The organism is Pseudomonas sp. Marseille-QA0892 (genome assembly GCF_054950135.1).
Window position 1 is genome coordinate 3,361,468 of record NZ_CM143104.1, and the last position, 21,742, is coordinate 3,383,209.

Here is a 21,742-nt window from a genome sequence, read left to right on the forward strand (position 1 = left end):
CCCGCTGGGCACCGCGCGCCTTCTCTGGCAGTCTTCACGCCAGCCATCGACCGTTCGGAGTTGTCATGTTTCGCCTGCTTGCCGCCACCGCCCTGACTCTCGCTGCCGCCCTCCCTGCCTTCGCCGACGACTGCGCCGTGACGGTGGGCTCAACGGACCAGATGACGTTCGATACCAAGGCCATCGAGGTCAGCGGTCAGTGCAAGACCTTCACCGTTACGCTCGATCATCTCGGCAAGCTGTCGAAGGATGTGATGGGCCATAACTGGGTGCTGACGACCAAGGCGGACGAGCGCGCGGCGGCGATGGATGGGATGGCTGCCGGCCGCCGCAACCAGTACGTAAAGCCGAACGATGAGCGCGTCATCGCAGCGACCGACCTGATTGGCGGCGGCGAAACGACGTCCGTCACGTTCGACGTGAGCAAGCTGTCGAAGGACCAGGAATATGCCTTCTTCTGCTCCTTCCCGGGCCACGTCGCCATCATGCGCGGCACGCTGAAGCGGGTGGATTGATCGCACCATCTCAACGCTTGGCGCAAACCACCAAAGGGTTTTCACCGGCAGCGGCCAGAGCCGTGCGCGGCAGTCCTCCCACGCCACAATCAGCAGCATGTGCTTGCCCGCCTGGCGCATACCGCATCCGGGCGGCTTGATTGCCCGAAGCACATGCTTACGTCCTCCGCGGAACATCCGCCCTATAGCCTCCATCGAATCTTTTAACGAGCCTGCGACATTTCGGCTCACTACGATCTGCGCGTACCCACGATGGAGAGCGCCATGAAACTCAGTCAGTTGTTCCAAGAATTATTGGTGGCCTACGCTTCAGCCAGCAGCGGTGCCTACGCAGACGGTACCGAGCCCTGATTTCAAGCTCTGCCATGGTTGGTCCGATGCGGATCGACCCGCTACCCTGTGCGTCCCCAGATGACGGAGACGACCATGGACTTGAAGTCGGTTTGTGTATTTTGCGGTGCCAACCCCGGAAGCGATCCTCGCTACCGTGAAGTAGCCGAAGCCTTGGGGCGCTGCATTGCCCGACGCGGCCTGACCCTGGTTTACGGCGGCGGCAAGGTCGGCTTGATGGGCCTGGTAGCCGATGCGGCGATGGCCGCTGGCGGTGAAGTCATCGGGATCATCCCCCAGTCGCTGCAAAACGCTGAAATCGGGCATACCGGCCTCACACGGCTTGAAGTGGTCGACGGCATGCACGCGCGCAAGGCTCGCATGGCCGAGCTCAGCGACGCCTTCATCGCCCTGCCCGGCGGGCTGGGCACACTCGAGGAACTCTTTGAAGTCTGGACGTGGGGCCAACTCGGCTATCATGCCAAGCCGCTGGGATTGATGGATGTGGGTGATTTCTACGATAAGCTCGCAGGCTTCCTCGACCATCTGGTGCAAGAGGGCTTCGTACGCCAGCCCCATCGCGACATGCTGCAGCGCGATTTCTCGCCTGAGGGGCTACTCGACAAACTGGCGAATTGGTCGCCAACCGTAACCCCCAAGTGGACGGAGCAGGCGCCCCGCTAGGCCTGTAGGCCGGCCCGGGCTGTTTCCCGAAGCGGCCTGCGGGAGACTTCTCGTTAGGAAACGCATACCCTGACGCCGGCCCGGCTCATCCGGGCCGCGGAACGGTCTGCCGAGCGGCACGGGACAAATCCCTGCGTGCCCGGTCCGACAATGGGCCGACCATCTGCCAGCGCCCACTTCGTTTTTCCTTCGTTCGACGATATCGATGTCACTCAAGCGTTTTCTCACCCGCGCGATAGAGACAGCCACCCGGCTGTTCAACCGCTATCCCGGCGTCATTGCGCTGTTCGGTTTCATCTCCGGCATTGCCAGCTTCGTCCTGGTCGACCGGCAGGCGCGCTTTGGCGAAGTCATGTCCATCGTCATGCTCATCAGCTGGGTCTGGCTGGTGATGGAAAACGGCCTGAGGCGCGCCATCGCACACTGGTTTGGCTGGGAAATGCCCGCAGGGCTCATCCGCTACGCGACGCAGATGGTGCACCAGGAAAGCCTCTTCTTCGTCCTGCCGTTCTTCTTCGTTACGACAACATGGAACAGCGGCCAGGCCGTGTTCACCGGCGTTTTGATGCTCGCCGCGCTCGTCTCTGTGATCGATCCGCTTTATTACAAGCGCCTTGCGGTACGCCGCTGGTTGTATTTTGCGTTCCATAGCCTGACGCTCTTCGCCGTCCTGCTCACGGCTCTGCCCATCATCGTCCACCTCAGCACACCGCAAAGCTATCGATTAGCCTTGGGCATAGCGCTCGTCCTCGCCGCGCCCAGCATGACCGGCACGCTCAAGCTCGATGGCTGGCGCCGATGGGCTGCGCTTGCTGCGCTGATGGCCGCGCTGGGCAGTGCGGGATGGCTGATGCGGCTCTGGGTGCCACCGGCATCGCTCTGGCTCGTCCAGGTTGCCGTCACCACACAGCTCGACAATAGCCAGCGCGAGCCCGGTGAAAGCCTGCGCGAGATCAGTGCGTCACAGTTGGCGAGCCAGGGCCTCTACGCCTTCACGTCCATCAAGGTACCCAGCGGGCTGAAGGAACGCATCTACCATGTGTGGCTGCATAACGGCCGAGAAGTCGACCGTATCGCATTGGAAATCAGCGGAATACGCGAGGCCGGTTACCGTGCCTGGACTCATAAGCGAAACTTCCCAAGGGACGCAACCGGCGATTGGCAGGTGCAAGTCGTAACCGAGGCTGGCCAGATGATCGGTGTGCTGCGCTTCGATGTAGTGCCCTGACTCGCCAGCACCTATCGGCTGCGGGACGGTCTAGGATGGTTATGGCTGTTTCGCTCCGATACCACGGTGCTCATCTGCCCCGTCCGATCTCATGAACAGGCAGGATGCCTTTGGCCCGACTGTGGTTCCCTGTTGTGGATAAGACAATGACTTTCCGTGTCCCTGCCCTACTAATGCTTGCCCCGCTTACATTCGCGCTTACAGCCTGTGGAGAGTCCGCACGCGTTGCGATCGGGGACAGCTACGGTCCTGACCCAGCGCTACCACCGCCCCACGAGACGCTCTTCCCGACCGTACACATAGCCAAGGCCCAAGGCTGGGCCGACGGTCAGAAGCCAGTCGCTGCCCAGGGCCTGCAGGTAAAGGCCTTTGCTAACGGGCTCGACCATCCGCGTACGCTCCTCGCGCTGCCGAACGGGGATGTACTGGTCACGGAAACCAATGCGCCTGAAAAGGAAACCCAGGGTATCCGGGAATGGATCGCGAGCCTGATCATGAAGCGTGCCGGCGCAGGTACGCCGAGCGCCAACCGGATCAGCCTGCTGCGCGATGCCGATGGAGATGGAGTCGCGGAGACCCGAAGCGCGTTCATAGAGGGCCTGAATTCCCCGTTTGGCATGGCGCTCATTGGAGATCAGCTCTATGTCGCGAACACTGATGCAATCGTGCGCTTCCAGTACCGGCCTGGCGCGGACCATATCGATGGCCCAGGTGAGAAGGTCGCCGGCCTGCCAGCGGGTGTGATCAATCATCATTGGACCAAGGACCTGGTCGCCAGCCGGGACGGAAGCCTCCTCTACGTAAGCGTTGGATCCAACAGCAACGTAGGCGAAAACGGTATGGAAAACGAGACCAGCCGCGCCGCCATTCTCGAAGTGAATGCCAGGACAGGTGCAACCCGCCTCTTCGCGTCCGGCCTGCGCAACCCCAACGGCCTGACGCTCGAGCCCCGTACCGGCACGCTGTGGACGGTCGTGAACGAGCGCGACGAAATTGGCAGCGACCTGGTCCCGGACTACATGACGTCCGTCAGGGACGGCGGCTTCTACGGCTGGCCCTACAGCTACTATGGCCAGCATGTCGACGAACGTGTCTCACCCCAACGGCCTGACATGGTCGCCCGGGCGATCGTCCCGGATTATGCGCTGGGTGCCCACACCGCCTCGCTCGGCCTGGCCTTCTACGAAGGCGAGCTATTGGCTGAACGCTATGCCGGTGGCGCCTTCGTGGGCCAGCACGGCTCCTGGAACCGCAAGCCGCGTAGCGGTTACAAGGTGATCTTCGTTCCGTTTGATGAGCAAGGCCGCCCAGCAGGTCCTCCGGAAGACATCCTGACCGGCTTCATCGATGACGAAGAAGGCATCGCCTTTGGCCGCCCGGTGGGTGTCGAAGTCGATTCAAAAGGCGCTCTGCTCGTCGCGGACGATGTCGGGAATACGGTCTGGCGGGTCACCCCCGCACCGGCCAACCGCTAAGCCGGCCATCGCGGTAGGGCTGGCACGCAACCCGGCGGTGGAACGCCAGGAGGGCTCGATGCCATCAATCCACCGCCGGAACAGGGCGCCCCTTCGCCGAATTCGCCGCGCCCGCGCTGGCCACGATCACCGCTGCAATGGCCAGCCACTGCAGCGTAGTCAGGTGTTCCTGCAGGAAAATCAGCCCGAACATCGCGCCCACGGCGGGTTCCAGGCTCATCATCATGCCGAAGGTGGCCGCGGGCAGGCGCCCCAGTGCGAGCATCTCGAGTGTGAACGGAACCGACATCGACAACACCGCCACGCCCAGCCCCATCAGCAATACGTGGCTCGACAGCAACGTCGCGCCCGCATCGAACACACCAATCGGCACGACCAGACATGACGCAACGCACGAGCCGAGCGCGACCGCACGCGGCCCATGCGCAGCGCCGGCGCGCTGTCCATAGATGATGTAGAAGCCCCAGCAAACGCCTGCGACAAGCGCGAGCACCACGCCAACCATGTCGAGCGACGCCTGCGACTCCGTCCAGGGCATCAACAACAGAAGCCCGGCGACCGCTAGCGCTACCCAACACATATCTGCCAGTCGCCTCGAACCGAGCACCGCCACGGCCAACGGTCCAACGAACTCCAGCGCGACGGCAATACCGAGTGGAATGCGCTGCAGCGCCTGGTAGAAGGTGAAGTTCATCATGCCCATCACTAACCCATAGATGACCAGCGGCTTCCACGACGCACGGTCGAACGGCTTGCGCCAGGGTCGAAAATAGGCAAGCAGGATAAGCGTGCCGAAGCCCAGCCGCATGGCGACCAGCCCGGGCGCCCCGATCAAGGGAAACAGTTGCTTCGCCAGGACAGCGCCCATGTGCATCGAGGCCATTGCCACCAGGAGCAAGAGGACCGGATAAAGAATCGAAGAGCGCGCCTGCGTCATGGGAAGAATCGTACTGGGGGAGTGAAACGGGTGTGCAGTATAGTGCGCAACCCATCGATTCATGCATGCTATTTCAAAATGAGGGCTGCAGATGTCCGTACTCGAACATGTCGCTGGCAATTTGCGACATTACAGGGAGGCACGCGGCCTGAGCCAGCAGGCGCTGGCCGACGCCTCCGCCGTCAGCCGGCGCATGATCGTCGGGATTGAATCAGGCGAAGCCAATGTCAGCCTCAACACGCTCGATCGCCTGGCCGCCGCGCTGCATATCAAGTTCGCCGACCTCATCCAGCCGCCCACCCAGGCCGACCACTCCCGCATCGCCCAGCTCGTCTGGCAGGGCACTCATCCCGGCTCGAAAGGCACCTTGCTTGCGACCAGCCCGGCCAAAACGGATGTCGAACTTTGGGACTGGCAGCTCATGCCCGGTGATGCCTACACGTCCGAGGCCAGTCCCGGCTGGCATGAAATGCTGGTCGTCATCGAAGGCACCCTGACCGTCACCCGCAGCACCGGGCGCCAGGACGTCATGCAGGGCGACTTCCTGGCCTTCGCCTCGGATGGCTTCAAGGTCAGCAACACCACCGATCAACCGGTGCGGTTCAACCGCGTGGTGTGTTACTGACGTATTACGCTACGCATCGCGCTAACGGATCAGGTCGATTACGCCTAGTGGGCTGCGGTGGCCGGGCCCGGCTTCGTCGCGGGCACTTGCACGTCCGGCAGCGGCTTGTCCTTCGGCCATAGCAGCCACAACGCACCGCTCTGCTTCATGTTGCCCGCCAGCTCACCCGCCTCGGGACCTGTGCCCCAGAAGAAGTCCGCTCGCACCTCGCCAACGATGGCGCCGCCTGTGTCCTGAGCGGCCACCGGGCGGGTGATGTCCCGGCCGTCATCGGGCCGGGTCGTGGAGAGCCACAACAAGCTGCCCAGTGGGATGACCTTGCGGTCGATCGCGACGCTGTACTCCGCGGTGAGTGGCACGTTCAGCGAACCGCGCGGGCCTTCGTTGCTGTCCGGGCCCTGCGTGAAAAACACATAGCTGGGGTTGCTCGCCAGCATTTCCGACACCCGGCCCGGGTTCTGTTCAGCCCACTCGCGAATCTTGCGCATGCTGACCTGGTCACGCGGCAGCAGGCCCTGCTCGACGAGCCAGCGGCCGACCGGCCGATACGGGCGTCCATTCTGGTCTGCATAGCCCAGGCGCATCTGTCGGCCATCCTCGAGTTGCACGCGGCCCGAGCCTTGAATCTGCAGGAATTGCAGATCCATCGGATCCTGCAGCCAGGCGATGACAGGAGCCTTCACGCCGTTCTCTCGAATGCTGGCGGCATCATCGTAGGGACGCAGCACGCGGCCATCGAGCCGACCGCGCAGGCGCATGCCCTTGAGTTCGGGATAGATGCTATCGAGCGCGACCACGATCATGTCGTCCGGGATGCCATAGACCGGCACGCTCGCCGTGTCGGTACGCTCACGGCTGCCGGGGTAGACGGGCTCGTAGTACCCGGTCACCAGCCCCTTGGGGTCATTGCCTGCGCCACGCAGGCTGTAGACCGTCAGCTCGCGCTTGAGAAACTCACGAATCGCATCAGCCTCCTGCGGCACCGCAGCGGCCGCAGCGCACGTCGCGCCCCAGTTCTCATCCTTCGCCAGACGCTTGCAGGCCGACCGCCACGCGGCGAACCCCCGTACCAGGTCCTCGTCATGCGTGGCCGGCAGGTCATCCCACGAGGCCGGGCTGTATGCACTGACACTCTTAGGCGGTTCCGGCTCGGCCGGTGGCGCCGGCTTTTCGCCAGTGTCACAGGCGGCAAGCAGCGCAATCAGCGGTGCGATGCACAACATGAATCTACGTAGAGGGCGGGACGTGACGAACACTCGAAACCTCATCATCGGGCAGGGGGATGCCCAGCTTGGGCAATGGCCGAACCGCCGTCAAATGCCTGAAACGATAGGTAAAGATGCTCCAGCAGGGGCGATGCCGGCCGATATCACGGTTATGCTTGATCACGAAAGACCGAGAACACGCAGGGCGTGACGCCAGGAACCGCAACCAGAGGACTTCATGCATCCACTCGAGCGAGCCGTACACAGCTACATTTCCGCCAAGGACAATAATCGCCCTCACCTGATCGAACAGGCATTCGCAACCGATGCCGTTCTCGACATGGTGGTGGACTCACCGAACATCGAATTCCCGGCGCAGACCGCAGGGCGCGAGGCGATAGCCGAATTGCTCGTCAGGCGGTTCGCCCAGCGCTACGAGAACATCTACACCTTTTGCATTGGCCAGCCACCCTCCGCCGCCGCCCTGACCTACACGTGCAAGTGGATGGTGGCGATGTCGGACAAGGACAGCCATGACGTAAAGGTCGGCTGCGGCCAGTATGACTGGCACTTCAACCTGTCCACCGGCTTGGCTGAACGCCTTCAGATCAGCATCGAGCACATGGAGGTCCTGCCGCCAGATCGGCTCGCGGACGTCATGGGCTGGGTGTCGGGCGTCAAACATCCCTGGTGCGCCGCGCAAGCGCTTGCCGCAAAGGGCCACCACGTTGCGGGTATCCAGCCCGTCATCCAATACATCAGCACCTGACCGGCACACCTGTGCCGCCGCTCGTCGAAGGAATCCGACACATGTCCCGTACCGCTACACAGATCCCCGCCTCGGAAGAAAGGGATCCATTCCTCAAGGGGCTCAACGAACGCGTGCCAGCGGACGTTCGGGCCACTTTCACGCAAGAGCAGCTGGATGCTCTGCGTGTCGCCTTCGGGGCACGGCAATGGGGCCGCCATAGCCTGGACCTGCGTGGCACGTTCTCCCTCTGGCGCTCGCGCTACTACTTCGTGATCCTGTTCGGGCGCAACCGTCGTGACCTCTCACGACTGGAGCGCCGGCTGTCACTGCTGGGCAAGGCGGCCGCTGTCACGGCCTTTCTGGTCTTCTGCATGGCGGTCGGACTCGTCGGGTTGTACCTGATCAAGTCCGCGCTGGGCATCAACCTGTTCCCCAACTTCTCGCTCGGCTTGTGGGACTGGTTCCGTCAGGCGTAGGCATAGTCACCCACCTTTGCCAGCGCCCGCTGATAGGACGGGTACGCATGGATGCGGTCGACGTAGGCATTCAACCGCGGGCGGCTGCCCAGCCCGCCCCGTGAGCGCGCGGCCTCCAGCGGGAAGCTCATCTGGAAATCCGCTGCGCAGGGTGACTCACCGAGCAGCCAGGGCGAATCGCCAAGCTCGGCTTCAACGAAATCCAGATGCTGATTCAGGCGGGGGTCGATGAAGCTTCCGGTCACTTTGCCCGCGATGCTTTTTGCAATGGGCCTGGCGAAGAACGGCATTGGCCCGCTCTTCACCTTCTGGAAGATAAGCTTCATCAGCAAAAGCGGCATCAACGAGCCTTCAGCGTAATGCAGCCAGTAATTGCACTGGCGACGCGCGGCTGTGCCGGCCTCGGGCAGCAGGTGCCGGCCGTATTGTTCGGCGAGATACTCGATGATCACCGCGGACTCGGCGAGGACCAGTTCACCGTCTTCGAGGACGGGCGATTTCCCCAGTGGGTGCACCTGCCGTAGCGAAGCAGGCGCCTCCATGGTTTGCGGGTCACGCTCATAACGCACGAGCTCATAGTCCAGGCCGAGCTCTTCCAACATCCATAGCACCCGCTGTGAGCGGGAGTTGTTCAGGTGATGCAGCTTGATCATGGCCTACCTCTAGGGGAAGTGAATGCAGGCGAAGCGCAGTCAGAGTACGCCATTCACCTCGCAATAGAAGGTTTCCGTGCCCAGGCGGGCCATGCCCGACCTTGCCCGGGCAGGCGATACATAGGGCCCGTCCGGGTTGATCAGCCTTACGCCCGCATCACGCCTGCATACGAGCCGTCACTTCACCCAGGTCGCCGGACAGCGCATGCAGGTGCTCGCTGGCCGAATGGGTGCGCTGGACGTTGTCCTGGTTCACGGTCGCGATGGAGGTAATCTCCACAAGGTTGCGAGAGATATCCTCGACCACCGATGTTTGCTCCTCGGCAGCCGTGGCGATCTGCCGGTTCATGTCGCGGATCGATTCGACAGCCAGGGTGATTCGGTGAAGCATGTCACCGGCCTCAGTCACCTGCGCCACACCCTCGTCACTGCGCGCGCGGCCGTTCTCGATAGCCCGGACGGCATCCAGCGCGCCAGTCTGTACCGACTCGATGATCTGATTGATTTCCGCCGTCGATGCGGCGGTACGTTGCGCGAGGGTACGCACCTCGTCGGCCACGACAGCGAAACCGCGTCCAGCATCACCGGCGCGTGCAGCCTCGATTGCGGCGTTCAATGCCAACAGGTTGGTCTGGTCGGCAATGCTGCGAATGACCTCCAGCACCTTGCCGATACGCTCACTGTCGTTCTCGAGCTTGCGAATGACCGTTGCGGTATTGGCGATGTCGTTGCGCACGTCAGTAATGGTGCTGACGGTCTTGTGCATCACCTTCTCCCCTTCTCGCGCGGCGCGATCGGCGCCGCTCGCCGCCTCGGCAGCGCTGGCGGCATGCCGCGCCACCTCCTGGGCTGTGGCGGACATTTCCTGAGTGGCGGTCGCGACCTGGTCGGTACGGTCAAATTGGTCGCGCGTACCTTCGGCCATCACCGTCGCAATGGCGTTCAGTTCACCGCTCGCCTTGTCCAGGTCCGCCGTGCTGTGTTTGAGGCTGGCGAACGTGTCGCTCAGGAAATCACGGAGCGTATTGGCCGCCGACGCGAGGCTTCCGAGTTCATCCTGGCGATCGCTCGCGACGCGCTGCCCAATGCGGCCTCGACTAAGCTCCGCCACATAGGCAATCAACTGGCGAACCGGCTCCACCACGCGACGGTTGACAAGCCAGCCGCTGAGCACGGCAATAACGACGCCCGCGACCACCATCAGCACGATCCCCGTCCAAATGGCGCGGCTGGCCACTGCGGAGATGGACGCCGACTTGTTATCGGCATCCTTGCGCAAGCTCTCTACCAGGCTGCTCATTTGTTCGCTGGCGGCGCGATCGACACCCTTGACCGCCTGGTCACCCACTGCCGCGTTGTAGCCGGCGGCTACGAATGCGTCCCGGCCCTTTCGATAGGCCTGACTCAGGCTGCGATGCTCGGCGCTCAAGCGTTCGGCCTGGGCGCGCACGGCAGAATCGAGATCAGGCACGCGGGCGAGCTCGTCGAGTGCAGACTGGACGCGGCGCTCCTGGCCCTCGAACTGGTTCCAGTGTCGCGTCATGGAGTCGCCGTCGCTGCCGCGCAGCAGCAGGTTTTTCCACTCTTGAACCTGAATCTTGAATTCGAGGTTGGCCTTGTCGACAAGCGTCACGGCACGGAGGGGTCCATCGACCAGCCCCCGATAGTCGTTAAGCGCGCCCGAAAGGAAATTGAAGATCGCCAGCGCGATGACCAGCATCAGCGCGAGGCTGCCGCCGAGCAGAGCAAGAATCTGGGCACGTAAAGAGGTTCGCAACATGAAGGCACTTCTCGAATGACATCACCCTGCGCGTGGGAATCCCAGAAGCTTCCTGCCTTCATCGCGTATCGATGCGCTTTGCCAGGAGCCTATCGGCGTGAATTCGTTTCGCTTGATGAACGAGTGGACCTGTCACAAATAATTCATCTAAGCATTCTTGGATCAGTGCTCGCGGATACGTACGCCGTGCCGGAGCGGCCGCCCTCCGGCGGTGCACGCCCGTCCGAGGCGGCACGCCGGTGATGCGACCTACTGGCGGACGAAGGCCAGCAGGTCGGCATTGAGTCGGTCGCGATGGGTGACGGGGAACCCGTGTGGTGCACCCGGGTAAACCTTGAGTTCGGTGCCTTTGATCATCTGCGCAGCGATCTTGCCAGAGCTTTCGAAAGGCACGACCTGGTCGTTATCGCCGTGGATGATCAATGTCGGCACGTCGATCTTGCTCATATCGGGGCGGAAATCCGTTTCGGCGAACGCCGTTACGCAATCGATGGTGCCTTTGAGCGATGCCATCAGCGCCATATTGAGCGTCTGCGTCATGACGCCCTCGGACACGCTCTGGCCCTGGTCGGCCCCGTAGAAGGTGGCGCCGAAGGTATTGAAGAATTCCGCACGGTCCTGACGGAGCGACTGGCGAATGCCCTCAAAGACGGACTTCTCCACACCCGTGGGATTATCGTCTGTTTTCATGAACATGGGCGTCACCGAGCCGAGCAGCACAAGTTTGGACACCCGAGCGCTGCCGTGCTGCGCCAGATAGCGCGTCACGTCGCCGCCGCCCATGGAAAAGCCAACCAGGGTCACATCGCTCAGCCCGAGGTGCTCGATCAGCTCGTGGATATCTTCGGCGAACGTGTCGTAGTCGTAGCCATTCCAGGGCTGCGCAGAACGCCCGAAGCCACGGCGATCGAACGCGATTACGCGATAGCCGTTTTCCGCAAGGTGCAGCATCTGGTATTCCCACATGTCGGCATTGAGCGGCCAGCCATGGCTCAGCAGGATCGGTTTACCCGAGCCCCAATCCTTGTAGTACAGATCGACATTGTCGCGCGTGGTGTAGATCGCCATCGTCTCGATACTCCCGTCTCGTCTGGACACGCCCGGCCTTGACCGGGCCGGATGGATACAAACAACTGAACGCGCGCCTGAAGGCGAGTTCAGTTCGGTTCCGGCGCTGCCCCATCCCGTTTTTCGAGCGCCCAGGGGTGCGCCAGGTGCCCATGGCGCTGAGTCCGCTGCGGTCTTGAATTACTGACTGGGGAACGTCTTTTTTGACGGCATGTTTCGGTTGCGAGTACCTCCGTAAGCCAGGCGGCAGACCCCATTCGAGCGTAAACACCGCAATTACGCGGCCTCTGGCCTCGGCGCCCCCGGTGGATACCCGATACAGCACCTCCCGGTGCTACCGATCGCAAGACCTGCCCGGCCTGCCGTACCGATTCATCGGCGGCTAAATCGGTCTCAACATGCGGACGCGCCAACGTTCCGGTTGCCGTCGAGACCGATAACACCTGAAAAAAGGGACCTCATGACTGAACTGGCCACCTCTTCCGTACCCGCTCGCGCCTACCCGCGCACAAAGTTGATCGGCCTGGTACTCGGCCCGATCGCAGCCTTGCTCTCATTCTTTTTCATCCCGGACGAGGTGATCGGCTATGAAGGACGCGTCGTCGTTTCGGCCGTGGCGCTGGTGGGAATCTTCTGGGTCACCGAAGCCGTTCCGATGGCGGTGGCCTCGCTCATTCCGCTGGTGTATCTGCCGCTGTTTGGGGGCGCCTCGGTCGGCAGCATTTCCGGGGCCTATACCGAACCCGTGATCTTCATGTACCTCGGCGGCTTCATCCTGGCGATCGCCATCGAAAAGTGGAATCTGCATCGTCGCATCGCGCTTTCGATCATCGATCTCATCGGCACGCAGAGCCACAGCATCGTGTTGGGCGTCATGCTGGCGACCGGCCTTTTGAGCATGTTCATCTCGAACGCCGCCACCGCTTTGATGATGCTACCGGTAGCGATCGCCCTGATTGCGGAAATGCGTGACAAGCAGATTCTCGAAGGCGCCAGCGTCCAGCGATTTGCCAAATCAATACTCCTGGCAGTCGCTTACAGCGCCTCGGTCGGCGGCCTTGCCACGCTTGTGGCTGCCGTCCCAAACGCAGCCCTCGCCGGTATTGCATCCCTGCAATTCGGCATCGAAGTGACGTTCCTGCAGTGGCTGATATTCGCAGGGCCCGTTGCGCTGTTGATGTTCGTCTGCCTGTATATCTATCTCACGCGGATGCGCTTCCGCATTTCATCGCAGGCGCAAAAGCCGGTTTCGTTCGTGAAGGAAGAGCGCCGGAAACTCGGCCCGATCAGCCGCGAAGAATGGCTGGTGATCACCGTGTTCCTGATCACCGTATCCCTGTGGGTCGGCAAACCGCTGATCAGCCTGATCGCGGAAAACGTCGCGCCACTCGCCTTCCTTGCGCGCCTCGGCGAGCTGCCCGACGCCAGCGTCTCGATGATGGGAGCTATCAGCCTCTTCTTCCTGCCCAGCACCCGCGAGGGGGAACGCATCCTGGAATGGAAGGATCTCGAGAAGCTGCCCTGGGGCGTATTGATCCTCTTCGGTGGCGGCCTCGCCCTCGCGACAAGCCTCGAGTCGTCCGGCGTGAACGACTGGATCGGCACCGCGCTGGAGGGCCTGCAGGTTTACTCGAGCCTGATCATCATCCTGCTGCTGGTGATCATCGTACTGATGATGACGGAGATCCTCTCCAACACCGCCGTGGCGAACCTGGTGCTGCCCATTTCCGCTGGCCTGGCGATCGCCATAGGCATGGACCCGCTGATCATGATGGCCGCAGTGGCCTTGTCTGCCGGCTCCTGCTACATGCTGCCTGTTGCAACGCCACCCAACACAGCGGTGTTCAGCACCGGCGAGGTAGAGATCGCTGACATGGCCCGGGCCGGGGTGTGGTTGAACCTGTTTAGTGTGATCGTGATTACGCTGGCGGTTTATTTCTGGATGCCAGTGGTGTTTGGGTTGGATGCGCCATAACGCTGATCATGGGGACAGCGTTGGTGGGTTGAGGCGGGAAGCGTCCGCTGCATGGCAGACGGAGGTCCTAGCCATGTCCTAGGACTGTAGGGTGGAATCCCGAAGGGCTTCCACCGTTTACCTCGGTCAATACATAACGGCCAGACAGGTCGGCGCTGTTCCACAAACAAAGCGCTCAGGCCAGGCCTTACCATTGCGGCGCCAATCGCTCGGTGGATTACGCGTCGCTAATCCACCCTACCTGGCTGCATGGCAGACGGAGGTCGTGGCCATATCCAATAACGAGCCGTGTGGACGTTAGGGTTTCGGCCCTCACAGCCGAGTTACCTTTTCTTGAGCGCGGACCGCCGCCCGGACCAAGAAAAGGTAACCCAAAAGAAAGCCGCCCCAACATACGGCCCTTCGCTACGCTCCGGGTGCCCTCGCTCCGTCGTTGCTCCAAGGGCACACTGCGAAGGGCCATCCTTGGCCCGTCGCAGCTCTCGCGACATCCATGTCGCTCAACCCTTTCCACAACAACTCCACTCAGCCTCCTGAAGGGGACCCCATGCGTCGTCCGGGGCAACGGCGGCGTGCTTCAAAAGATAGGGAGCCTATTGCGCAGCTTGTAGGTCAAAACCCGAAGACTCCCACAGGACCGTAGGGTGGAATCCCGAAGGGCTTCCACCGTTTACCTCGTACGATTTCCGGTCAATACATAACGGCCAGACAGGTCGGCGCTGTTCCACAAACAAAGCGCTCAGGCCAGGCCTTACCATTGCGGCGCCAATCGCCCGGTGGATTACGCGGTGGTAATCCACCCTACCTGGCTCCGTCACAGCTTGTAGGTCAAAACCCAAAGACTTCCACAGCACCGCGTTTAAGGGACGTATGTATATCTGGAACTGCTTCGTATGGCTGCCAGGATCGTCAGGCGCTAAGAACGACGATAAAAAGTCTCTGCCATTCTAACAATGGCGCCGCGCCAGGGCAGACGCCGCGTACGGGCCCCTTCAGAAGGCCGAGCGGAATCGTTGCGCAGAAGGTTGAGCGGCATGGATGCCGCGAAAGCGACGCCGGGCCAAGGACGGCCCGTCGTCGAGGACCCTCGGAGCGGCGGTGGAGCGAGGGGACCCATAACGAAGCGAAGCGTAGTGCCGGGCCGTATGTTGGGGCGGCCTTCTTTTTGGTTAGCTTTTTCTTGGCCGGGCAAGAAAAAGTAACTCGGCCGTAAGGGCCGAAACCCAAACGCCCAAACAACGAGGTAATGGATAGACCTCTACCCGTCTCAGCTGCAACGATGGGCTGAAACCCAGCCTACAGAAACAACACGCTCGAACAGACGACGCGCAACGGGCCCCTTCAGAAGGCCGAGCGGAATCGTTGCGTAGCGGGTTGAGCGGCATGGATGCCGCGAAAGCGACGCCGGGCCAGGGACGGGCCGTCGTCGAGGACCCTCGGAGCGGCGGTGGAGCGAGGGGACCCATAACGAAGCGAAGCGTAGTGCCGGGCCGTATGTTGGGGCGGCCTTCTTTTTGGTTAGCTTTTTCTTGGCCGGGCAAGAAAAAGTAACTCGGCCGTAAGGGCCGAAACCCAAACGCCCAAACGACGCGGTGATGGATAAGCCTCTACCCGTCCCAGAACTACAATGGCGGGTTTCACCCGCCCTACACGCCCACCGTACGAACCCTCACTCCGCCGGTACGACCCTCAACACCCTCCCCGCCTCACTATCCGTCAACAAATACAACGCCCCATCAGGCCCCGACCGCACATCCCGAATGCGCTCTTCCAACTCGGCGAAGAGAACCTCCTGCTCCACCACGTCAGTCCCCTCCAGCCGCAACCGCCGCACACTTCGCTCAGCCAGCGTGCTGACGAAGAGATTGTCCTGCCAGCCAGGAAACAGCTCGCCGCGATAAAGCGTCATCCCGGACGGGGCGATAGAGGGCGTCCAGTCCACGATTGGCGCGTCGTAGCCCGGCAGGTCGGTGTACGGCGTGATCCTCGCACCCGTGTAGTCCACGCCGTGCGTTACCACCGGCCAGCCATAGTTATGCCCGCCTTGTATGAGGTTGAGCTCGTCGCCGCCACGTGGACCATGCTCATGGCTCCAGATCCGATTGGTCTGGGCGTCGTAGATCAAGCCCTGAACGTTGCGGTGCCCGTACGTATAAATCTCATGAGCCGCATCCGCCCGGTCGATGAACGGGTTGTTCGAAGGCGCACCGCCATCCGGGTTCAGGCGAACGATTGTGCCGAGGTGGTTGCGCAGGGTCTGCGCCTGCTCGCGGTAATCGAAACCATCGCCCAGCGTTACCAGCAGCGTACGATCCGGCAGGAACGCCATCCGCCCGCCGAAGTGAGAGAAGCCCGCTTTCATGGGTGAGGCGGTGAATACGGTCCGGACGTCCTCCAGCCGCCCCTCCACCAGCCGACCACTGACCACCCGCGTGTTGTTTGCCTCGGCCGTACCGTGTGCCTGGCTCAGGTAGATACGCCCGTTTTCGGCGAAGTCAGGGTCAAGAATAATGTCCATCAGGCCGGCCTGGGTCGCGATAAGGCTCTCTGGCACACCCTCTATGGGTGCATCCAGCAAACGGCCTTGTGCGTCGATCGTGCGCAGTCGCCCGACCCGTTCGGTCACTAGCATTCGCCCATCCGGCAAGAATGCAAGAGACCAGGGATGGTCGAGCCCTTCGGTAACCGTTTCGATGCGATAACCTGCGGCCACGGCGTGAAGGGCACTGCTTCCGAGCAAAATGGCCAATGCGAACGCAAGTCGAATCCTGGTCATGCGATAACCTGTCGGGGTAGAGAAGACGGCATCATCGAACGGCGGCGCGTGCGTGAAACCAGGTAAAAAGCCAGGCGCCCAGAGCACCACTTGCCATCAATCCAAGCGTGCCGCCGAAGGTACGGTTTGCGCTGATCAGCGTAGGCATCGGTGCCAACGCGTTGGCGACCATCAGAGCGCCTAGCACAGACAGGCCGCCCGCCAGCAGAAACACGAGCCAACGACCACGCGGCCAGAGCCGCTCCACATAAGCGGCCGCTGGCAATGCCAGTACGAATGATGCAGCCACCAGCGCGCCTAGCGTGGGCGAGAAGCCGAGCAGATCCTGCCCAGTGGTGCGAAGGCGTACCTCCAGCGGCACGGAAACGCCCAACTCTGTCAGCGCAGCGAGGTTGAATTGGGTCTGAAAGACCGTCCCGAGAACCGTGGCCAGCGCCACGGCAAGGATGAAGGCCAGGAACACACGAGCTTTACGTGACATCGATCCGCATCCGCTAAACGATGCGCTGGAGTATGCAACAGCCTCAGTGATGCTCGGCCCAAGTGTTCTTTACAGGGTCTTTCAGCCACATCAGTACAGCTGTCGCATTCGCCTCGTCGGCGGGCGACGGTCATGCGGACTGCCTGCGGAATCACTCGCATCCGTGCCCAGCCCGCAACCATACCCACACGATCCGCATACAATGGCGGCCCCTGCAAATGAGCACTGCAGCCGATCAACAATGTAAGCAATGTAAATTGATAATGATTATCAGGAACTCTACTATTGGCGCCTCGCTTATCCGTCTGTTCAGAGAACCTCGATGCGCCGCTTACTTCTGCCTGTGCTCTCGCTTCACGCGCTGACCTGCTACGCCCAAACCCCAAGTGATACATCGCCCGACGGCACGATGACCCTGATGCAGACTGACATCACGTCGACGCACGCGGAAAGTGCGACCAGCCCCGTGGAGGGTTACCGTGCAACCCGCTCGGCTAGCGCCACCCGAACCGACACCGCCGTCCATGAAACGCCCCAGGCCATCAGTGTCGTGCCGGCCGATGTGGTCCGTGATGTTGGCGCTACGCGCCTCGAAGATGCTCTGGACTACGCAGGCGGCGTCGAGCGCGGGAATAACTTCGGCGGACAAGGCCTGACGGAGTTCCTGATCCGCGGTTTCAACTCGCAGGAGTTCTACCGCAATGGGTTCCCGGTGAACCGCGGTTACCCGAACATGCCTGATGCCGCCACTATTGAACGCATCGAGGTTCTTCGCGGCCCCGCCGCCATGCTCTATGGACGTGGCGACCCGGGCGGCACATTCAATATCGTGAGCAAACAGCCTCAGGCCGAGCGCAAGACCGTACTTGGCAGCCAGTTCAATACCAATGGCTTGCGCCGCGGCACACTGGACACCACAGGCGCACTGGATCCGTCAGCCACTTTCACCTATCGCCTCAATCTCGTTGCCGAAGGTGCCGACAGCTTCCGGGACCATGTCGAAAGCGAGCGCTATAGCGTCGCACCCGTGCTGCGCTGGGACGTGAACGAAGACACCGCCATCATTTTCGAAGGCGACTACCTGCACAACCGGCATCCGCTGGACCGCGGGCTTGCGCGCTATCCCAACCAGGCCGGCCACCTTGACCGTGACCGCTTCCTGGGCGAAGGAAGCGCCGGAAAACTCACGAACGAAAACGCCACGACGCAGGTGCGAATCGAGCATCAGCTCAACGACCAATGGGCGCTGCGCGGTGGCGTGCAGTATCTGGACGGTACGCTCGACGGCGGCGCGGTCGAAAACAATGCGCTCAACGCCGACAGCAGGACAGTTGGCCGCAACTACAGCGATCGCACCCTGAACTGGCGGGACGTCTCAACACAGGGCAACGCCGAAGGCAATTTCGATCTGGGCGGCTTCAACCACACAGTGCTGGTCGGTCTTGAGTATGACGAGTTCGACTACAACTCCATCATCCGCCGCTCCAGCGGTGCTGCGGACGCTTTTCCGCTAGACATGTACGCCCCTGTTTATGGCCAGGCACTGCCTCCTCTGACGCGAACCCCGACTCACGATGCGGAAAACCTGAAATCCTACGCCGCGTACGTGCAGGATCAGGTTGCCCTGACGCAGCGCCTGAAGGCGCAGATCGGCGCGCGCTTCGAACGCTTCGAGCAGACCTACAACAATAAAACCGCCGCGACAGGAAGCTGGGACCAGGCCCATAACGCCGTGTCCCCACGCTTCGGCCTGATCTACGACCTCACCGACTCCCTGGCCGTCTACGCCAACACCGCACGTTCGTTCAAACCCAACCGTGGCGCGGACCGAAACAACGGCGCGTTCGATCCGGAAGAAGGCAAATCCTACGAGACCGGAATCAAGTACGACGTGCCGGGCCACGACCTGAGCGTGACCGCCGCACTGTTCCATATCACCAAGGAAAACGTCCTGACGGCCGACCCGGCGAACGTTGGTGCGGAGACCTTCCAGGTAGCCGCTGGCGAAGTGCGCAGCCGAGGCTTGGATGTGAGTGTGGCCGGCAGCATCACACCGCAGTGGAAGGTGATCGGCGGATATGCCTATGTAGACGCCGAAGTCACCAAGAGCACCAGCGCGACGCTGCCCGAAGGTAGCCGACTCGCCAACGTGCCACGGCACAGCCTCAACCTGCTGAACACCTACGATTTCAAAGGGGGCGCACTGGACGGGCTTGGCGTGGGCATGGGCTTCAAGCACGTTGGCTCCCGCAAGGGCGCGACGTCGGCGACCGCCTTCGACATGAGTGCCTACACGACCGTCGACCTGCTGGCTTACTACCAGCTGAACGAACGCGTCCGGTTGAACGTGAACCTGGACAACCTGTTCGATGAAGAATACGAAGAACGTGCCTGGGGCAACATCTGGGCGTATCCCGGCACCCCACGTACGCTCCAGGCCGGCATCTCCGTTTCGCTCTGAGCCCGCGCGGGTGGGCTCCGGCCCACCCATTTCGCCGACATCCAGTTCGGAGTGATAACGCCGAAGGCATAGCCACCGACGCGCAATCTCGCAGGGTGGGTTAGCGAAGCGTAACCCACCGGATGGCATGCACGGCGCTGTAGTCAATGAGTATAGGCACGGCTCTCAGGGGCGAGCACGCCGGTATCGGGTCGATACATCGTGGATCGTGCCGTTCGAGGTAAACGGTGGAAGCCCTTCGGGATTCCACCCTACAGACACGTATCTACCGGAGGGCTTTTAGCCCACCCATGCGGCGGTCGAATGAAGCGGGGTTCGGCAGCCCGCCGCTCCCATGCTCGGGTGCTTCAGGTCTCTTCGGCAACACGCTGAAGCGGCAGCTCGAGCACTTTCCCTTCGTCATCGAGCTTGCGGAGCATGCCTTCGATCACCGCGCCGTTTTCGATGCTCAACTGCCGATAGGTGATATTGCCGCGTACGCGCGCGTTGGAATGCAGTTCAAGCAGGTGCTCGCAGCGCAGGTCACCGACGATGGTGCCGTCGATCAGCGCATCGTAGCTGCTCACATTACCTTCGATGGTACCGCCCTCGCTTAGCGCCAGCAGGCTCGTTGTACCGGGTTTGGCGCTCACGCTGCCGCGAACGCAGCCGCTGATCTTCAGCCCTTCGGAGAACTCGATGTCGCCCGTCATGGTGAGATTGTCCGAGACCAGGCTGGAAAAGCTGTTGAGTGACGGACGAGGAGTCGTTTTCTTGCTGTTGAACATGCCGTGCAGGCCTCCCGTTAGCGTTTTGATTTCTGCTGACGGAAGAACGCCAGCTCGGTGGTGAGGCGCTCGATCTGCGCAGACAGATCAGCGTTGCGCCGAGTGAGTTGTTGTTCGGTTGCCTCGGACATGCGCGCTTGCAGCTCGTGCGCCTGGAGCTGACTGCGCAATGACTCCACTTCAGCCTCCAGCGCAGCCCGCTGCATTTGCTGCCCCTCATGCTGCTGATACAGCCACACCGACGGCAAGCCAGCAGCCACCACCAATGCGAGGCAGACCAAAGGCCAGAAATTCCGTGCGCGTCGTCCCTGCGCGAGCAGCCGATGGTCACTGCGCAGCAAGTCACGCGTCGACAGGGGCTTAGTCCTGCGCCACAGCATCGCTATCGCGCTCCAGATGGCCCAGCGCAAGGAAACGCTCAGGGTCGACGTAAGCGCCCTCCTTCATGACCTCGAAGTGCAGATGCGGACCTGTCGAACGTCCCGTCGAGCCCACCGCACCGATGGATTGCCCAGGCGTCACGACCTGCCCAACCTTCACGTCGATAGCAGACAGATGCGCATACCGCGTCACGAGCCCGTTGCCGTGATTAACGTCAATGCGCTTGCCATATCCGCCGAACCAGCCTGTGGCGCTAACCCGCCCACCGGCCGCTGCATAAACCGGTGAGCCGGTCGGCAGCGCGAAGTCCACGCCAGAATGAAAGGCCAGCCGCCGGTTGAACGGATCGTAGCGGTTGCCGAATGGCGAGCCGACCCTGCCATTGTCCACTGGTTGTCTGGACGGGATAGCCATTAGCGCCGCGTTGCGGCTGGCCACTTCGGCCAGCATCTGATCGAGTGCGACGCGCAGGCAGTGGGCGCTGGTTTCGCTGTCACGCAGCTGCGTCCGCAACGAGGGGTTGATTGCCGAAGGCGCGGCGCAACCCCGTGGCGCCATGAGCAAACCGCCTTTACCGGACTTCGACGTCGAACGGTGTACCAGCGATGGCATCAAGGAAGGGTCCACCTCGGACACACGGTCACGCAGGGTGTTGTGCTCGTCCAACAAGCGCTGCAGCGCCTGGGTGTCCGCCTCGAGCGATTGCAGCCGGCCGGCCAGCTCACCGAGCCGATCCACGGCGAACGGTCGCTCTACGTCACTACTGGCCATCATTGCCTCAGGCACGGGATCAGTGCGACCGCTGCCCAGCCAGTAGCCGCCTGCGAAGGTGCCCAGCGCGAAGATGAATGCTGCCCCGGCCAGCCAGGCGCGTGGGCGCTGCCGGTGCACGACCTGGTTGGCGCCACGCAGCAAGGCGCGACTGGCGGAAGAAAAATGGGTCATGCGAGCGGGCCCTCAGTCATTGGCTGGGGCCACGCTGGGCGGAGTCCGTCACTTGTTGACGAGAATGCGCTGTATAAAAGGGTCGATCCATAACGCCGCGGTTCCTGTCGGTGGATGAAGCCTCTCACTACACGGAAGCAAGGCTCTAGCGGCTCGCCTTGCCACACGGGGCAGCAGATGCGCGGGCATCATCAGGCGAGCGTTTTATCGATGGGTCCGGTGTTAGCCA

At 62.0% G+C, this 21,742-nt stretch carries 19 protein-coding genes and 1 pseudogene; 9 read left to right on the top strand and 11 right to left on the bottom strand.

The window, feature by feature from the left end; all coding sequences use genetic code 11:
* The first annotated feature begins 65 nt into the window (after nt 1-65).
* The 4 genes from azu to ACY8D3_RS15665 all read left to right on the top strand — a co-directional run bounded on the left by azu (nt 66) and on the right by ACY8D3_RS15665 (nt 4,232).
* Nucleotides 66-515: an azurin gene (gene azu, locus ACY8D3_RS15650; RefSeq protein WP_462379723.1), complete on the top strand. Its 450-nt coding sequence runs from the start codon at nt 66-68 to the stop codon at nt 513-515.
* A 426-nt stretch (nt 516-941) separates the two neighbouring features.
* Nucleotides 942-1,529 (top strand): LOG family protein, encoded by a 588-nt coding sequence (locus ACY8D3_RS15655; protein WP_462379724.1) that lies wholly within the window; start codon nt 942-944, stop codon nt 1,527-1,529.
* A gap of 205 nt (nt 1,530-1,734) precedes the next feature.
* The gene (locus ACY8D3_RS15660; RefSeq protein WP_462379725.1) at nt 1,735-2,757 is read left to right on the top strand and encodes a DUF5924 family protein; all 1,023 of its coding nucleotides are present in this window, start codon (nt 1,735-1,737) and stop codon (nt 2,755-2,757) included.
* A 146-nt stretch (nt 2,758-2,903) separates the two neighbouring features.
* A complete protein-coding gene (locus tag ACY8D3_RS15665; RefSeq protein ID WP_462379726.1) occupies nt 2,904-4,232 on the top strand; it encodes a PQQ-dependent sugar dehydrogenase in 1,329 nt (442 codons plus the stop codon).
* Between the two features lie 64 nt (nt 4,233-4,296).
* Here ACY8D3_RS15665 and ACY8D3_RS15670 read toward each other — a convergent pair whose 3' ends face one another.
* Complete coding sequence (locus ACY8D3_RS15670; protein ID WP_462379727.1) at nt 4,297-5,169, bottom strand: EamA family transporter; 873 nt, start codon at nt 5,167-5,169, stop codon at nt 4,297-4,299.
* Between the two features lie 91 nt (nt 5,170-5,260).
* Here ACY8D3_RS15670 and ACY8D3_RS15675 point away from each other — a divergent pair, with 91 nt between their 5' ends.
* Nucleotides 5,261-5,794, top strand: a complete 534-nt coding sequence (locus tag ACY8D3_RS15675; protein ID WP_462379728.1) for a helix-turn-helix domain-containing protein — start codon at nt 5,261-5,263, stop codon at nt 5,792-5,794.
* Nucleotides 5,795-5,838: 44 nt separating this feature from the next.
* On the opposite strand, the gene mltA is transcribed toward ACY8D3_RS15675, so the two are convergent.
* On the bottom strand, nt 5,839-7,062 hold the full coding sequence (mltA, locus tag ACY8D3_RS15680; RefSeq protein WP_462384405.1) for a murein transglycosylase A: 1,224 nt from the start codon (nt 7,060-7,062) through the stop codon (nt 5,839-5,841).
* A gap of 175 nt (nt 7,063-7,237) precedes the next feature.
* Here mltA and ACY8D3_RS15685 point away from each other — a divergent pair, with 175 nt between their 5' ends.
* Both ACY8D3_RS15685 and ACY8D3_RS15690 read left to right on the top strand, forming a co-directional pair.
* Nucleotides 7,238-7,768, top strand: a complete 531-nt coding sequence (locus tag ACY8D3_RS15685; RefSeq protein ID WP_462379729.1) for a hypothetical protein — start codon at nt 7,238-7,240, stop codon at nt 7,766-7,768.
* Between the two features lie 41 nt (nt 7,769-7,809).
* Nucleotides 7,810-8,226 (top strand): 3-phosphoshikimate 1-carboxyvinyltransferase, encoded by a 417-nt coding sequence (locus tag ACY8D3_RS15690; protein WP_462379730.1) that lies wholly within the window; start codon nt 7,810-7,812, stop codon nt 8,224-8,226.
* Here ACY8D3_RS15690 and ACY8D3_RS15695 read toward each other — a convergent pair.
* The 4 genes and pseudogenes from ACY8D3_RS15695 to ACY8D3_RS15710 all read right to left on the bottom strand — a co-directional run bounded on the left by ACY8D3_RS15695 (nt 8,217) and on the right by ACY8D3_RS15710 (nt 11,727).
* Complete coding sequence (locus ACY8D3_RS15695) at nt 8,217-8,879, bottom strand: glutathione S-transferase family protein (protein ID WP_462379731.1); 663 nt, start codon at nt 8,877-8,879, stop codon at nt 8,217-8,219. The genes ACY8D3_RS15690 and ACY8D3_RS15695 overlap by 10 nt on opposite strands.
* A 157-nt stretch (nt 8,880-9,036) precedes the next feature.
* On the bottom strand, nt 9,037-9,804 hold the full coding sequence (locus tag ACY8D3_RS15700) for a methyl-accepting chemotaxis protein (protein WP_462384407.1): 768 nt from the start codon (nt 9,802-9,804) through the stop codon (nt 9,037-9,039).
* Nucleotides 9,805-9,969: 165 nt separating this feature from the next.
* Nucleotides 9,970-10,659: pseudogene (locus tag ACY8D3_RS15705) on the bottom strand (methyl-accepting chemotaxis protein); the annotation flags it as partial.
* Between the two features lie 249 nt (nt 10,660-10,908).
* On the bottom strand, nt 10,909-11,727 hold the full coding sequence (locus ACY8D3_RS15710; protein WP_462379732.1) for an alpha/beta fold hydrolase: 819 nt from the start codon (nt 11,725-11,727) through the stop codon (nt 10,909-10,911).
* Nucleotides 11,728-12,187: 460 nt separating this feature from the next.
* Between ACY8D3_RS15710 and ACY8D3_RS15715 the strand changes: the two genes are divergently transcribed.
* A complete protein-coding gene (locus ACY8D3_RS15715) occupies nt 12,188-13,702 on the top strand; it encodes an SLC13 family permease (protein ID WP_462379733.1) in 1,515 nt (504 codons plus the stop codon).
* Between the two features lie 1,669 nt (nt 13,703-15,371).
* On the opposite strand, the gene ACY8D3_RS15720 is transcribed toward ACY8D3_RS15715, so the two are convergent.
* Nucleotides 15,372-16,478 carry a PQQ-dependent sugar dehydrogenase gene (locus ACY8D3_RS15720; RefSeq protein ID WP_462379734.1) on the bottom strand — a complete coding sequence of 369 codons (1,107 nt, stop codon included), beginning with the start codon at nt 16,476-16,478 and terminating at the stop codon, nt 15,372-15,374.
* Nucleotides 16,479-16,509: 31 nt separating this feature from the next.
* Nucleotides 16,510-16,959 carry a hypothetical protein gene (locus ACY8D3_RS15725; RefSeq protein WP_462379735.1) on the bottom strand — a complete coding sequence of 150 codons (450 nt, stop codon included), beginning with the start codon at nt 16,957-16,959 and terminating at the stop codon, nt 16,510-16,512.
* Nucleotides 16,960-17,281: 322 nt separating this feature from the next.
* On the opposite strand from ACY8D3_RS15725, the gene ACY8D3_RS15730 reads away from it, so the two are divergent.
* Nucleotides 17,282-19,420 carry a TonB-dependent siderophore receptor gene (locus ACY8D3_RS15730; RefSeq protein WP_462379736.1) on the top strand — a complete coding sequence of 713 codons (2,139 nt, stop codon included), beginning with the start codon at nt 17,282-17,284 and terminating at the stop codon, nt 19,418-19,420.
* Between the two features lie 347 nt (nt 19,421-19,767).
* Here the strand turns inward: ACY8D3_RS15730 and ACY8D3_RS15735 are convergent, their stop codons facing one another.
* The 3 genes from ACY8D3_RS15735 to ACY8D3_RS15745 are packed head-to-tail and all read right to left on the bottom strand — an operon-like array spanning nt 19,768 to nt 21,513.
* Nucleotides 19,768-20,187, bottom strand: coding sequence for a bactofilin family protein (locus tag ACY8D3_RS15735; protein ID WP_462379737.1), 420 nt, complete (start codon nt 20,185-20,187; stop codon nt 19,768-19,770).
* 17 nt (nt 20,188-20,204) lie between these two features.
* Complete coding sequence (locus tag ACY8D3_RS15740) at nt 20,205-20,567, bottom strand: hypothetical protein (protein WP_462379738.1); 363 nt, start codon at nt 20,565-20,567, stop codon at nt 20,205-20,207.
* Entirely contained in the window at nt 20,548-21,513 is a 966-nt protein-coding gene (locus ACY8D3_RS15745; RefSeq protein ID WP_462379739.1) for a M23 family metallopeptidase, read from the bottom strand. The genes ACY8D3_RS15740 and ACY8D3_RS15745 overlap by 20 nt, the downstream gene beginning before the upstream one ends.
* Nucleotides 21,514-21,742: the final 229 nt, after the last annotated feature.

What these genes read in the sequence shown, in the direction of transcription:
- azu (WP_462379723.1), top strand. Translation starts at nt 66, where the DNA reads ATGTTTCGCCTGCTTGCCGCCACCGCCCTGACTCTCGCTGCCGCCCTC.
- ACY8D3_RS15655 (WP_462379724.1), top strand. Translation starts at nt 942, where the DNA reads ATGGACTTGAAGTCGGTTTGTGTATTTTGCGGTGCCAACCCCGGAAGC.
- ACY8D3_RS15660 (WP_462379725.1), top strand. Translation starts at nt 1,735, where the DNA reads ATGTCACTCAAGCGTTTTCTCACCCGCGCGATAGAGACAGCCACCCGG.
- ACY8D3_RS15665 (WP_462379726.1), top strand. Translation starts at nt 2,904, where the DNA reads ATGACTTTCCGTGTCCCTGCCCTACTAATGCTTGCCCCGCTTACATTC.
- ACY8D3_RS15670 (WP_462379727.1), bottom strand. Translation starts at nt 5,169, where the DNA reads ATGACGCAGGCGCGCTCTTCGATTCTTTATCCGGTCCTCTTGCTCCTG.
- ACY8D3_RS15675 (WP_462379728.1), top strand. Translation starts at nt 5,261, where the DNA reads ATGTCCGTACTCGAACATGTCGCTGGCAATTTGCGACATTACAGGGAG.
- mltA (WP_462384405.1), bottom strand. Translation starts at nt 7,062, where the DNA reads ATGAGGTTTCGAGTGTTCGTCACGTCCCGCCCTCTACGTAGATTCATG.
- ACY8D3_RS15685 (WP_462379729.1), top strand. Translation starts at nt 7,238, where the DNA reads ATGCATCCACTCGAGCGAGCCGTACACAGCTACATTTCCGCCAAGGAC.
- ACY8D3_RS15690 (WP_462379730.1), top strand. Translation starts at nt 7,810, where the DNA reads ATGTCCCGTACCGCTACACAGATCCCCGCCTCGGAAGAAAGGGATCCA.
- ACY8D3_RS15695 (WP_462379731.1), bottom strand. Translation starts at nt 8,879, where the DNA reads ATGATCAAGCTGCATCACCTGAACAACTCCCGCTCACAGCGGGTGCTA.
- ACY8D3_RS15700 (WP_462384407.1), bottom strand. Translation starts at nt 9,804, where the DNA reads ATGGCCGAAGGTACGCGCGACCAATTTGACCGTACCGACCAGGTCGCG.
- ACY8D3_RS15710 (WP_462379732.1), bottom strand. Translation starts at nt 11,727, where the DNA reads ATGGCGATCTACACCACGCGCGACAATGTCGATCTGTACTACAAGGAT.
- ACY8D3_RS15715 (WP_462379733.1), top strand. Translation starts at nt 12,188, where the DNA reads ATGACTGAACTGGCCACCTCTTCCGTACCCGCTCGCGCCTACCCGCGC.
- ACY8D3_RS15720 (WP_462379734.1), bottom strand. Translation starts at nt 16,478, where the DNA reads ATGACCAGGATTCGACTTGCGTTCGCATTGGCCATTTTGCTCGGAAGC.
- ACY8D3_RS15725 (WP_462379735.1), bottom strand. Translation starts at nt 16,959, where the DNA reads ATGTCACGTAAAGCTCGTGTGTTCCTGGCCTTCATCCTTGCCGTGGCG.
- ACY8D3_RS15730 (WP_462379736.1), top strand. Translation starts at nt 17,282, where the DNA reads ATGCGCCGCTTACTTCTGCCTGTGCTCTCGCTTCACGCGCTGACCTGC.
- ACY8D3_RS15735 (WP_462379737.1), bottom strand. Translation starts at nt 20,187, where the DNA reads ATGTTCAACAGCAAGAAAACGACTCCTCGTCCGTCACTCAACAGCTTT.
- ACY8D3_RS15740 (WP_462379738.1), bottom strand. Translation starts at nt 20,567, where the DNA reads ATGCTGTGGCGCAGGACTAAGCCCCTGTCGACGCGTGACTTGCTGCGC.
- ACY8D3_RS15745 (WP_462379739.1), bottom strand. Translation starts at nt 21,513, where the DNA reads ATGACCCATTTTTCTTCCGCCAGTCGCGCCTTGCTGCGTGGCGCCAAC.